This window comes from Bradyrhizobium sp. 33ap4, from assembly GCF_032654765.1.
Taxonomy (GTDB): domain Bacteria; phylum Pseudomonadota; class Alphaproteobacteria; order Rhizobiales; family Xanthobacteraceae; genus Bradyrhizobium; species Bradyrhizobium australafricanum.
The window spans coordinates 44777-57112 of the sequence record NZ_JAUMTJ010000048.1; the positions used below are offsets into that span (position 1 = coordinate 44777).

General features: G+C 66.1%; 9 protein-coding genes. 5 read left to right on the plus strand and 4 right to left on the minus strand.

The genetic code is table 11. The features are described 5' to 3' along the window. Positions 1-127 precede the first annotated feature (127 nt). Both thrS and Q2M23_RS30790 read left to right on the plus strand, forming a co-directional pair. Complete coding sequence (thrS, locus tag Q2M23_RS30785) at positions 128-2176, plus strand: threonine--tRNA ligase (RefSeq protein WP_316398056.1); 2049 nt, start codon at positions 128-130, stop codon at positions 2174-2176. A gap of 84 nt (positions 2177-2260) precedes the next feature. Continuing rightward, positions 2261-2824, plus strand: a complete 564-nt coding sequence (locus tag Q2M23_RS30790) for a nitroreductase (protein ID WP_057019692.1) — start codon at positions 2261-2263, stop codon at positions 2822-2824. A gap of 109 nt (positions 2825-2933) precedes the next feature. Here Q2M23_RS30790 and Q2M23_RS30795 read toward each other — a convergent pair whose 3' ends face one another. Together Q2M23_RS30795 and Q2M23_RS30800 are read right to left on the minus strand one after the other, a co-directional pair. Beyond that, positions 2934-5417 carry a putative bifunctional diguanylate cyclase/phosphodiesterase gene (locus tag Q2M23_RS30795; RefSeq protein ID WP_316398057.1) on the minus strand — a complete coding sequence of 828 codons (2484 nt, stop codon included), beginning with the start codon at positions 5415-5417 and terminating at the stop codon, positions 2934-2936. Between the two features lie 178 nt (positions 5418-5595). After that, positions 5596-6672 carry a hypothetical protein gene (locus Q2M23_RS30800; protein ID WP_028342693.1) on the minus strand — a complete coding sequence of 359 codons (1077 nt, stop codon included), beginning with the start codon at positions 6670-6672 and terminating at the stop codon, positions 5596-5598. 277 nt (positions 6673-6949) lie between these two features. On the opposite strand from Q2M23_RS30800, the gene Q2M23_RS30805 reads away from it, so the two are divergent. After that, positions 6950-7996: a patatin-like phospholipase family protein gene (locus tag Q2M23_RS30805; RefSeq protein WP_057019669.1), complete on the plus strand. Its 1047-nt coding sequence runs from the start codon at positions 6950-6952 to the stop codon at positions 7994-7996. Between the two features lie 3 nt (positions 7997-7999). Here the strand turns inward: Q2M23_RS30805 and Q2M23_RS30810 are convergent, their stop codons facing one another. Next, complete coding sequence (locus tag Q2M23_RS30810; RefSeq protein ID WP_057019670.1) at positions 8000-8428, minus strand: CBS domain-containing protein; 429 nt, start codon at positions 8426-8428, stop codon at positions 8000-8002. A gap of 192 nt (positions 8429-8620) precedes the next feature. Beyond that, complete coding sequence (locus Q2M23_RS30815; RefSeq protein ID WP_316398058.1) at positions 8621-9418, minus strand: rhomboid family intramembrane serine protease; 798 nt, start codon at positions 9416-9418, stop codon at positions 8621-8623. Between the two features lie 484 nt (positions 9419-9902). On the opposite strand from Q2M23_RS30815, the gene Q2M23_RS30820 reads away from it, so the two are divergent. Further along, complete coding sequence (locus Q2M23_RS30820) at positions 9903-10457, plus strand: PAS domain-containing protein (RefSeq protein WP_057019672.1); 555 nt, start codon at positions 9903-9905, stop codon at positions 10455-10457. 129 nt (positions 10458-10586) lie between these two features. After that, entirely contained in the window at positions 10587-12320 is a 1734-nt protein-coding gene (locus tag Q2M23_RS30825; RefSeq protein ID WP_316398059.1) for an adenylate/guanylate cyclase domain-containing protein, read from the plus strand. Positions 12321-12336 lie beyond the last annotated feature (16 nt).

Sequence of the window (12336 nt, forward strand, 5' to 3'; positions counted from 1 at the left end):
GTTCAAATCCGTGCGGCCGGTGGCCCATTTTCTTGATATTGCCGGATTGCAGGCGTCAAATCCCCTGCTATACCGCTGCTTTCCGCTTACCTGCGCTCGTTCGCAGGAGTGAGCTACAGGAGTCACCATGGCAGAAACGCCACCCAAATCCGAATCCGGATTCCAGTACAGCCTCTCTAACCTCAAACCCGCAGAACCCGTGAACAAGATCGCCCTCACCTTCCCTGATGGAGCGAGGCGCGATTTCCCGAGAGGGACCACCGGTCTCGACATCGCCAAAGGCATTTCGCCCTCGCTCGCCAAGCGCACCGTCGCGATGGCGCTCGACGGCACGCTTGCCGACCTCAATGATCCGATCGAGGCCGATGCCAAGATCGAGCTGATCGGCCGCGAAGACCCGCGCGCGCTGGAACTGATCCGGCACGATGCCGCGCATGTGCTGGCGGAGGCCGTGCAGTCGCTGTGGCCGGGCACCCAGGTCACGATCGGCCCGGTGATCGAGAACGGCTTCTACTACGACTTCTTCCGCAACGAGCCGTTCACCCCGGAAGATTTTGCCGCGATCGAGAAGCGGATGCGCGAGATCGTCGCGCGCGACAAGCCGTTCACCAAGGAAGTCTGGGATCGCGAGAAGACCAAGCAGGTGTTCCGCGACAAGGGCGAGGCCTTCAAGGTCGAGCTGGTCGACGCCATTCCCGGCAACGAGCCGATCAAGATCTACTTCCAGGGCGACTGGTTCGACCTCTGCCGCGGCCCGCACATGACCTCGACCGGCAAGATCGGCAACGCCTTCAAGCTGATGAAGGTGGCGGGCGCGTATTGGCGCGGCGATTCCAACAATCCGATGCTGACCCGCATCTACGGCACGGCATTCGCCAGGCAGGAAGACCTCGACGCCTATCTCAAGCAGATCGAGGAAGCCGAGAAGCGCGACCACCGCAAGCTCGGCCGCGAGCTCGACCTGTTCCACTTCCAGGAGGAAGGCCCGGGCGTGGTGTTCTGGCACCCCAAGGGCTGGACCATCTTCCAGCAGCTGATCGCCTATATGCGGCGCCGGCTGCTCGGCGACTACAACGAGGTCAACGCTCCGCAGATCCTCGACAAGGCGCTGTGGGAGACCTCGGGCCATTGGGACTGGTACCGCGAGAACATGTTCGCGGCGCAGTCCGCCGGCGACGAGGCCGAGGACAAGCGCTGGTTCGCGCTGAAGCCGATGAACTGCCCGGGCCATGTGCAGATCTTCAAGCACGGGCTGAAGAGCTACCGCGACCTGCCGTTGCGGCTCGCCGAGTTCGGCGTCGTGCATCGCTACGAGCCGTCGGGCGCGATGCACGGCCTGATGCGGGTGCGCGGCTTCACCCAGGACGACGCCCATGTGTTCTGCACCGAGCAGCAGCTCGCCGACGAGTGCCTCAAGATCAACGACCTGATCCTGTCGACCTACGCCGATTTCGGTTTCGACGGCGAGCTCACGGTCAAGCTCTCGACGCGGCCGGAGAAGCGCGTCGGCACCGACGAGATGTGGGATCACGCCGAGCGCGTGATGGCGACGGTGCTGTCGGAGATCAAGGCCAAGGGCAGCAACCGCATCCGGACCGAGATCAATCCAGGCGAAGGCGCGTTTTACGGACCGAAGTTCGAGTATGTGCTGCGCGACGCCATCGGCCGCGACTGGCAGTGCGGCACGACCCAGGTCGACTTCAACCTGCCGGAACGGTTCGGCGCGTTCTACATCGATCATGATGGCTCGAAGAAGGCACCCGTCATGGTGCACCGCGCGATCTGCGGTTCGATGGAGCGCTTCATCGGCATCCTGATCGAGCACTATGCCGGCAACTTCCCGCTCTGGCTGGCGCCGACCCAGCTCGTCGTCACGACCATCACCTCCGAAGGCGACGAGTACGCCAAGGTGGTGGCGGCCGCCGCGCGCCGCGCCGGGCTCCGGGTCGAGATCGACCTGCGCAACGAGAAGATCAACTACAAGGTCCGCGAGCACTCGCTGGCCAAGATCCCGGCCCTGCTCGTCGTCGGCAAGAAGGAAGCCGAGACCCACTCGGTCTCGGTCCGCCGCCTCGGCAGCGAGCGGCAGACCGTGATGCCGACCGATGAGGCGATCGCCGCGCTGGCGGATGAGGCGACGCCGCCCGACGTGAAGCGGGCGCGATCCGTCGCCTGATCTTCACAATCGGTCTAAACTGGCTTTCATTGGCTTGGTCGTGTCCCCATCTTGGGGGCACGACTCCCCTTGAAGGACATTTCCGTGCCCGATGCCATTGAACTCCTGAAGACGCGCCGCTCGATGAAACCGCGCGAGATGACCGGCCCGGGCCCGTCCGCGGCCGAGCTCGAGACCATTTTGACGATCGGCGCACGCGTGCCTGACCACGGCAAGCTCGCGCCCTGGCGCTTCATCGTGTTCGAGGGCGATGCCCGCGCGCGGGCCGGCGACGTGATCGCAAAGGTCTTCGCCCGGAAGAATCCCGGGGCGCCGGCCTCCGACATCGAGGTCGAGAAGAAGCGCCTGACCGACGCGCCGCTGGTGATCGGCGTGGTCTCCTTCACCAAGCCGCACCCGAAGGTGCCGCCGTGGGAGCAGGAATTGTCGGCGGGCGCCAGCGCGATGAACATCGTTACCGCGGCGACCGCGCTCGGCTACGGCGCCTGCTGGCTGACCGGCTGGTTTGCCTTCGACCGCGACGTGCTCGACGGCCTCGGCCTGAAGCCGGACGAGAAGCTCGCCGGGCTCATTCACATCGGCACCCCGACCAGGCCGAGCGAGGACCGCCCGCGCCCGGCCCTGTCGGATATCGTGACGCGGTTCTAGGGTATAGGCTTGTAGCCCGCATGAGCGGAGCGATATGCGGGACACTCGTCCCGGGTGTCGCTTCGCTCACCCGGGCTACAAAAGCCCTCGCCATTGTCGGGCATGACGACTACGCCGCCTTCGACGCACGCTCCGCAAAGCCGCTCAGCAAGGCCGCGATCTCGCCGGCCGGCCGCGCCGCGCTGAACAGAAATCCCTGCACCTCGTTGCAACCTTCGGCGCGCAACCAGTCGAGCTGGTCTGTCGTCTCGACCCCTTCCGCGGTCGTGGTGATCCTGAGGCTGCGGCCAAGGCCCGAGATCGCGCGCACGATCGCGAGGCAATCGGAGCGCCGCGCCAGATCCTTCACGAAGGAGCGGTCGATCTTGATCTTGTCGAACGGGAAGCTGCGCAGATAGCTCAGCGAGGAATAGCCGGTGCCGAAATCGTCCATCGAGATGCTGACGCCCAGCTCGCGCAGCTGATGCAGGATCGCGAGGTTGGCCTCGGTTTCCGCCAGGAACACCGACTCGGTGATCTCGAGCTCGAGCCGCCGCGCCGACAGGCCGGAATGCGCCAGCGCCGAGATCACGGCCTGGACCAGATTGCGGCTGCGGAACTGCACCGGCGACAGATTGACGGCGACCTTGACGTCGGCGGGCCACTTGATCGCCTCCGAGCAGGCTTCGCGCAGCACCCATTCGCCGAGCGCGACGATCAGGCCGATGTCTTCGGCAACCGGGATGAACTCCGCAGGTGAGACCATGCCCTTCTGCGGGTGCCGCCAGCGCAGCAGCGACTCGAAGCCAGAGATGCGGTCGGCCGCGATATCGACCAGCGGCTGGTAGTGCAGCTCGAACTCGCCGTTGCTGAAGGCCGCGCGCAGATCGCGCTCCATGTCGCGGCGCTTCTGCGCCTGCTGATCCATCTCCGGTTCGAAGAAGTGGTGCACGCCGCCGCCCTCGGACTTGGCGCGGTACAGCGCCATGTCGGCATTGCGCATCAATTCTTCCGACGTCGTGCCGTCACCCGGTGACAGCGCGATGCCGACGCTGGCGCCGACCACGACCTCGAGCCCGTCGATGTTGTAGGGCGCGCTCAGCGCTTCGATCAACCGTTCGGCGAAAGCGCTCGCCTCGTTCGGCGAAACGTCGGCCGCAAGCACGATCGCGAATTCGTCGCCGCCGAGGCGGGCCGCCACATTGTCGTCGCGGACCACCTCGCGCAGCCGCTCCGCCACCAGCTTGAGCAGGCGGTCGCCCATCGGATGCCCGAAGGAGTCGTTGACGTTCTTGAACAGGTCGAGGTCGATGCACATCACCGCGACGCGCTTGTTGCCGCTGCGGCCGCGCTCCAGCGCCTCGCGTAGGCGCTCCTGGTAGAAATCGCGGTTCGGCAAATTGGTGAGACCGTCATGGTGCGCCATATGCGCGATCCGCGCTTCGGCGGCGCGGCGCTCGGTGATGTCGACCACCGCGACCAGATAGCCGTCGCGGCCCTCGAACGCCACCTTGCGCCCGAAGGTCAGCACGTGGATCTCGCTGCCATCGGCCCTGATGTGCCGCCAGTCGCGGCTCGATTGATAGACGTCGCCGATCTCGCGCAAGGCGGCGCTGTGCACGCTCCACTCATCCACCGGCCAGATCTGGCGCAGCGTCATGCCGAGAAACTTTTCCCGGCTGTATCCATAGTGCTGAACGGCGGCGTCGTTGACGCTGAGGAATTCCATCGTGCCGGCGTCGAACACCCACATCGGCATCGGGTTGTTCTCGAACAGCAGGCGGAACGACTGCTCGCGCTGCTTCAGCGCGGTGACGTCGGAGACGGTCAGCGACAGCATGTCGCCGAACGCCGTGACGCCGAGCCGCAGGCAGCGATCGCCGCTGTCGATCTCGAACTGCCCGCCCGGGCCGCCGCCGACAAATCCACGCAGACGGCTCATCACCGCTGACGCCGCAAGCGGATTGCCGCCGGCGCTGAGCCGGCGCCACAGCAATTCGGTCGCAGGCTGCATCAGCAGCCTTGCGGCGCCCTGGTTGAGATGCACGATCTGGAAGTCGGCCGGCTCGCCGCGCGCATCGCGGATCGCGGCGAGCGACAGCACGCCCTCGTCGGTGGCCGAGAAAATCGTATCGAGCAGATTGTACTGCGCATTGCGCTCGTTGACATAGACGCCGACCAGGATACCGCCCCAGCGCGACCGCGTCGGTAGCGCCAGCACGTCGAAGGTCCGCACCAGCCCGTCGCGGACGCAATGCGCCGACGCCAGATAGGGCCGGCAGTTCTCGCGCGCGTTTGCGGCCGCCTCGGTCAACGCGGTGGCGCAATCCGGCGGCAGGGCGCTGAGCGGAATGTCCCAGCGCTCGTCGTTCAGCCATGTCTGGACATAGCGGCCGGCGTGCGAGACGCTGAGCATGCTATCGACGCTCCGCAGCAGCACGATATGATCGGCGAGCCGGCCGAGACTGCCGAGCATCACGTCTTCATAGTGCGGCAGCTTTTCGCCGGGACGGACCGCGGCCTGCCACTTGCGTTGCAGAACCGGTACGTCGGCGAACATCTCGGAATTGAATTTGGCCGATGCTTTAGCTGATTTCTTGTTGGCCATGACCATGGCGCGCCCCACGCAAACACTAGTCCCCACGGCATCCAAGTCATGCCGCGGCTTAACGTCATGTAAAAATAGGCAGGCCCGGTATCGCCGCGAGCGATTATGACGGCTCAAATTCGCGCGATGGTTAGTTCACATTAGAGACTATGACAGCTGCATGAAATGCAGGACCGGCCGGACGTCAGCGCGCCACGACCTCGACTTCGCCATCGACACCGTTGACGACATTGAAGGGGCGCTCGAACACCTTGCCTTCGTTCTTGGCGATCGCGCGATACTCGCCCTCGGAGAGCACGACGCGCGGGAACGCGCCGATCGATTCCTTGATCACGTCGCCGCCCGGCGTGATCACCGACCAGGCGGTGTTGGCAAGCGCCTCGCCGCCCCGCTCGCTGACCAGCTTGAGGGTGATGACGGCGGCGCGATGGGTGACGGTGACGTCGGTCAGCTTGCCCGCCCCGACGCGAATGTCGGAGCGCACCACCGAGTTGGCGTCGCCATAGTTGGAGACGATGTAGTAGGTGCCCTCGGGCAGCAGCGCGACGTCGCCGGCGGCAACGTTCGGCACCATCGGTCCACGGTCCGAACCGTCGAACTGGCTGCCCTTGTAGATCGCAAACGAGATCTGGTTGGCGGGGATCTTGCTGCTGCCGACCCGACCCTCGATCCGCAGGCCCCCGGCCGGCAGCACGAAGGACTCGCGGTCGGTCTCCGACTTCAGGCTGACGGCGCGCACTGCGCTGACGAGGCCGAGCGCGACATGGACGACATAGTTGCCGGGCGGCAGCACCACGTTGGGCGTCGCCCCGCGCTCTTCGCGGACCAGCTTGTAGGTACCGTTGTCGTCAGGCTTGTCGGCGAACACCCGCCACACCAGCCCGGCATTGATGACCGGCAGGTCCTTGCCGTACCGCGCCGTCAGCGACAGCACCGCCTGCCCCGCGGCCGGCGACCCGGCCGGCGGCGCTGCTACCACCGGCGGCACGGTCGCAATCGAGGGCTGGACGATGGTCGGCTGGTTCAGCGGACCAGGCAGAACGGGCCCTGAACCGCCGCCCGATGGCGGCGCCAGGTTGAGCGCCGGACCGGACGGCACCTCCGGGACCGAGGCGGGCGGAATCGGCGGCGGCCGGTCGCTGAAGAACTGTGCAGATACGGAACCGGGGATCAGGGCGAGCAAAAATGCCGCAAGCGTCAACAGCGGAAGGAGCCGCATGCCCCGTCCGCATCCGCCGATGCCGTTGCCCCTCGAAGTCATCATCATGCTTTTCAACGAAAACGCGGCAAATTCAAGCCTTCGTCCAAGGGATCCAGGGGGCGTCCAAGGCTTTGTCACAGTCCGGGTGGGCGGTGTCCGCCATTTGGAACCGCGCGATCAAGCCGATGTTAGCCCTATCGTCGCGGTCCAGTCACATTCCCTGCCTACCGCGGACTACCCGGGGCATGAATCGTGCCTGTGGGACTAACCATGAAGACGGACGACGCTGGCGCAGCCATGCTGCGCAGCCTAGTCTCGCGCAGGCAGGAGATTTGTCGTGTTGGATAGCTGGATGGGCCGAGGCCACAAGAGCTCCGACGGCCCCGACAAGGTAGGCTTGGGAACGGTTCGCCGGCCGGTCATCGGGCTTGCGCTCGGCGGCGGCGCCGCGCGCGGCTTTGCCCATATCGGCATCATCAAGACCCTGCTGGCCCACGGCATCGTCCCCAATGTGGTGGTCGGCACCTCGATCGGCTCCGTGGTCGGTGGCGCCTATGCGGCCGGCCATATCGAGACGCTGGAGCAATGGGCGCGCGGCCTGCAGCCGCGCAGCGTGCTCGGCTACCTCGACATCCGCCTCAACGGCTCCGGCCTGATCCGCGGCGCCAAGCTGGCCGCCGAGATCGAGGCTGCGTTGGGCCAGGTCATGATCGAGGACCTCACGGTCAAGTTCGCCAGCGTCGCCACCGAAGTGCGCACCGGGCACGAGATCTGGTTGACCCAGGGTCGCGTGGTCGACGCCATGCGCGCCTCCTACGCCCTGCCCGGCATCTTCGCGCCGGTCCTGATCGGCGACCGCTGGTTGGTCGACGGCGCGCTGGTCAATCCGGTGCCGGTCTCGGCCGCGCGCGCGCTCGGCGCCGAGATCGTCATTGCGGCGAACCTCTCCAGCGACGTGTTCGCGCACTCGACCACGATCTACAATCACGGCCCGTCCGCCGCGCCGGAGGTGACGGTTGCGGTGACCGCCGAGGCCGAACTCGAGCCGGAGCCGCCGAAGCGCCGGTTTGGCCGCTTCTTCTCCGCCGAACGTACCGTGAAGCGGGAGTTTTTCGGCAGCGCCAGCCGGCCCGGCATCTCGAGCGTCATGGTCGACGCCTTCAACATCATGCAGGACCGCATCACCCGCGCACGCCTTGCCGGCGATCCGCCTGATATGCTGATCTCGCCGCGGGTCGGTCAGATCGGCTGGTTCGACTTCCACCGCGCCGACGACCTGATCGCGCACGGGATACGCGCCGCCGAACGCTCCATCAGCGCAATCGAGGAGGCAATCGACATCCTGGCGCCGCCGTCGAGCGGCGCGGGCAGCACCGGGAAGTAGCGCTCAGGCGGTCTTGATGTAGTCGCGCAGCGCCTCCTGCTCGCGCTCATATTCCTCGACGCGCCGCTTGACGATGTCGCCGATCGAGATCAGCCCGACCACCTTGCCGTCCTCGACGACAGGAAGATGGCGGAATTTTCCCGTGGTCATCATCTCCATGATGCCGCTGACCGTATCGGACTCGCGGCAGCTCACGACCTTCTTGGTCATGACCGCGCTGACCGGTTCGTCCAGCGCGCCGGCGCCGCGCTCAGAGAGCACGCGCACGATGTCGCGCTCCGACAGGATGCCCTCCATGCGGCTCTGCTCCATCACCAGCACCGCGCCGATCCTACGCTCGCCGAGCAGCTTGACCGCGGCCGAGAGCTTCGCGCCGGGCGCGACGCTCATGACCTGATGGCCTTTTGCATCGAGAATGGAACGTACCGTCATTGTCGGCCTCCCTGAATCCGCTCGCGCCCCGCTTGAGCGGAGCCGAGCCTGTTCGCCAGAGTCTTCAATCAACAGTTCCGCGCCGATTTCGGTTCCGCGGCGCGGCGAGTAGCAGGGCTCGATTTGTCGGCCCGCTTTGTTTCTGCGTCACAAAGATGATGGAGGAATTCGATCCAGGCCGCAAGCTGGCGATCAGACGCGCCCCGACTGATCCACCGACGACGCATCTGCAGCATCGTCCCGCGTGCGCGGCACCGGATCGAACAACGAGAACAGCAGCAGTCCGGCAACGAAGCCGCCGATATGCGCCTGCCAGGCGACGCTCGCGCCCTCGCCGCCGAGCGACAGCGAGGTGGCGCCGAACAGGATGTTGACGCCGAACCATATCGCCAGGAAGGCGAGCACCCGTCCGTTGCGCAGCGCCCGCCACAGCGACAGCGCAGGCACCTTGGCCGCCGCCTCGGCATCGCCACGGCTGAACGACAGGAAGCTGCCCTTCACAAAGGCAAAGCGGATCGCCGCCGCCATCGTCCCCGACACCGAAGCCGACGCTCCGATCATCGGCGCGATCGCGTGCTCATGGGTCAACAGATGCGCAAGCGCCCCGGCGGCCGCCGTCACCGCCATGAAGACAAAGAAACGCAGCGCGCCGAAGCGCCGCGCCAGCGCGCTGCCGAACGGCAGCAGCCACAGCACGTTGAAGCCGATATGGGTGAGGTTGGCGTGCAGCAGCGAATAGGTGACGAAGGTCCAGACCTTGGCGCCTTCGCCGCCCGGAAAGGTGATGTCGAGCAGCGTCGAATCGTAGCGCTTCGGGATGAAGCCGAAGACGTCGATGGTCCAGTTCTCCAGCTCCGGCGGCAGCAGCACCCGCAGATGAATCACCGCGATCAGCAGGATGTAGGCGGTGAGCGCCGGCGGCAAGGTCAGGATCGGCTCGCGCGGCGCCTCCGGCGGCGGCGCGAGCGGGGATTCGGGATGGGAGTCCAAGGGGTCGGCGACCTCGATGCGGCGGTGGATCAGAGATAGGCGGCTTTCGCACCCCTGTGCAAGTGCACAATCCCAAAATCGGACACCGGGTGTCGCGCAGTGCGGAATCGGGACAAAAGAAAAGGGAGGGCGCTGAGAACGCCCTCCCTGGTCGGCTGGTCTTCTCGTGCCCCGGAGGGATCGGGAGAAAATCCCCACCCCTCCCCGCACGGTGACCAAACTGTTTGACGCCACCTGTGTACCAAAGGCGCCGGCGCTTGGGGCAGCCGGCGCGAACAGGAACGCGCACCCTACCCACTGGTTCCGCGGGGGCCAAGGACATAGTTAAATTTACGTTAACAACACAAAGCTGCCGATAAGCCGCCCAAAGCGCGGCCACGGCATGGACGCTGCACAGCCTTCCCTGCACAACAGAGAAGGGAAGGCGCCTGAGCAAAACCGGGACAGATGTGTCCCGCCGAGACAGGTGCCGGGCAAGGTTTAGATGAAACACAGCTCGAGCCGCGAGTTCTTCGCATATTGGAATGCGAAGCGCGGCACCGCACGTGCACCTGACCGGAGTGAGTTCGAGCCGTCCGCGGTACGCGAACTACTGTCCGACATCTTCGTGCTGTCCTATGACGGCGAGACCCGATTTCCGTTCCGCGTCGCCGGCACCCGCACCTCCGCCCTGCTCGGCTGCGACCTCAAGAACCGGAGCTTTTCCGCCCTGTTCACCGGTGCGAGCCGCGGCGAGATCGAAGACATCATCACCTGCGTCGTCGAAGAGACCCTGCCGGCCATCGCCGGCATCACCGCCACGACCGAGAGCGGCGCCAAGGCGCATCTCGAGCTGCTGCTGCTGCCCTTCACGAGCCGTGTCCATATGCCGGCGAGCCTCACCGGCCTGCTCGCCCCGTTCGAGGACGACGTCGGCCGGCTGCACGACCTGGTGCTGACCTCGTGGCGTTACCTGCATCCCCAGGAGCGGTTCGTGCCGCGGACCCTGCGCAAGCTCGCCATCGCGCGCGGCCTGATGGTCTACGAAGGCCTGCGCTAGCCGCCGGCACCCGCCTTGGGACGGGATGGCAGGCGCCGGTCGCTTGCACCCCGCCCCGCGGAACTCTATTAGCTGTCTGGCCGTCACGGCGGGGTGGACCCGCTCATTGCAGCTGCGGCCGGGCTGGGCATGTTTCGGAATTCGATCAGGCAGAAGATCGTCGGCATTGCCGCGGGACTCATCATCCTCGCGGTGGTCACCTCGCTGCTGTCGATGGTGATGGCGGGCCAGGTCGGCCATCTCCTCGACGAGCTCACCAACCGCTACATCCCCGCCTATGGCCACCTCGCCCGCGTCAACATCCGCGCGCTGGAGCGGTCGCTCGCCATGCGCCGGATGATGATGGCGAAGATGCAGGCGCCGGCCGAAGACTCCGGCTACGAAAGCGCGCGCAAGGCCTTCGACGAGATCGAGCCCCTGATCAAGCGCGAGGCCGACGCCGCGCGCACGCTGATCGATGCGATCATCGCCGATCCCTCGACGCCATCCGACAACGCCGCGCTCGGACGCCTCGATGACCGCATCGACAATGCCGTCAACGACCTGTTGATGCGCCTGAACGCAGAGAACAAGACGCTGCTCGAGCAAATCGACGCCAAGGACTTTGCGGCGGCGAAAGCGACCACGCTGCGCGCCGACGCCCTGCGCGACGACTTCAACACCAGGATCGAGGGCATCCGTGCCGACATGCTGGCGCAGGTCGCTTCGGCCGCCGCAAAGGTGATGAGTGCCCAGCAGCGGGCGATCATCATCTCCGGCGTCGTGACCGCCATTGCCGCGATCCTCGGCTTCGTGTTCGCGATGCTGGTCGGCAGCGGCATCACGCGTCCGGTGATGCGCCTGCTCGAAAGCACCCGCGAGGTCGAGGCCGGCCGCCTCGACGGCGCCATCACCATCACGACCCAGGACGAGATCGGCCAGCTGTCGGCCGCCTTCAACCGCATGATCGAGACGCTGCGGCACAACCAGCGCATCCGCGAGACGTTTGGCCGCTACATCAATCCGCGAATCGCCGAGGGCCTGCTCGAACAGCCGGCGATCGCCGCGACCGAAGGACAGCGCCGCGTCATGACGGTGATGTTCTGCGACATGAAGGGCTTCACCAGCCTGAGCGAGGGCGTGACGCCGAGCGGCCTCGTCAAGATCATGAACCTCTACCTGTCGACGATGTCGGCGCCGGTCCATGCGCATCGCGGCATCATCGACAAATATATCGGCGACGCCATCATGGCCTATTGGGGCGCGCCCTTCGTCGAGGAGGCCGAGCAGACCCATCTGGCCGCGCTTGCCGCCATCGACATGATCGGCCAGGTCAACCAGCTGCGCAAGGATCTGCCGGAACTGCTCGGCGTCCGCGTGATTCCGGCCGATTGCGACATCCGGATCGGGATCGCCACCGGCGAGGCCCTGGTCGGCAGCATCGGCTCCGAGTTCATGATGAGCTACACCGTGCTCGGCGACACCGTGAACCTCGCCTCGCGGCTGGAAGGCGCCAACAAGTTCTACGGCAGCCGCAGCCTGATCTCGGAGGCCACCGCCGCGGCCTGCGCCGCAACCATCGAGCTGCGCGAGATCGACCGCCTCGTGGTGATGGGGCAGACCCAGCCGGTCGCCGTGTTCGAGATCCTCGGCAAGAAGGACGAACTGACGCCGGCGCAGACCGAGTTGCGGCAGCGCTACGCGGACGGTCTCGCCGCCTATCGCGAGCGCCGCTGGGATGACGCCGAGCAAGCCTTCGCCGCGGCGCTGGCGGCGGCGCCGGGCGACGGCCCGTCGATCGCCATGAAGGCGCGCGTCGCAGCGTTCAGGCAAGATCCGCCAGCGGCCGACTGGGATGGCGCCTGGCATCTGGAGCGGAAGTAGCCGCGTCACGCTCATC

Excerpts from the sequence above, each read along its gene's own strand:
- thrS (WP_316398056.1), top strand. The coding sequence starts at position 128 with ATGGCAGAAACGCCACCCAAATCCGAATCCGGATTCCAGTACAGCCTC.
- Q2M23_RS30795 (WP_316398057.1), bottom strand. The coding sequence starts at position 5,417 with ATGGTCATGGCCAACAAGAAATCAGCTAAAGCATCGGCCAAATTCAAT.
- Q2M23_RS30800 (WP_028342693.1), bottom strand. The coding sequence starts at position 6,672 with ATGACTTCGAGGGGCAACGGCATCGGCGGATGCGGACGGGGCATGCGG.
- Q2M23_RS30810 (WP_057019670.1), bottom strand. The coding sequence starts at position 8,428 with ATGACGGTACGTTCCATTCTCGATGCAAAAGGCCATCAGGTCATGAGC.
- Q2M23_RS30820 (WP_057019672.1), top strand. The coding sequence starts at position 9,903 with ATGAAACACAGCTCGAGCCGCGAGTTCTTCGCATATTGGAATGCGAAG.
- Q2M23_RS30825 (WP_316398059.1), top strand. The coding sequence starts at position 10,587 with ATGTTTCGGAATTCGATCAGGCAGAAGATCGTCGGCATTGCCGCGGGA.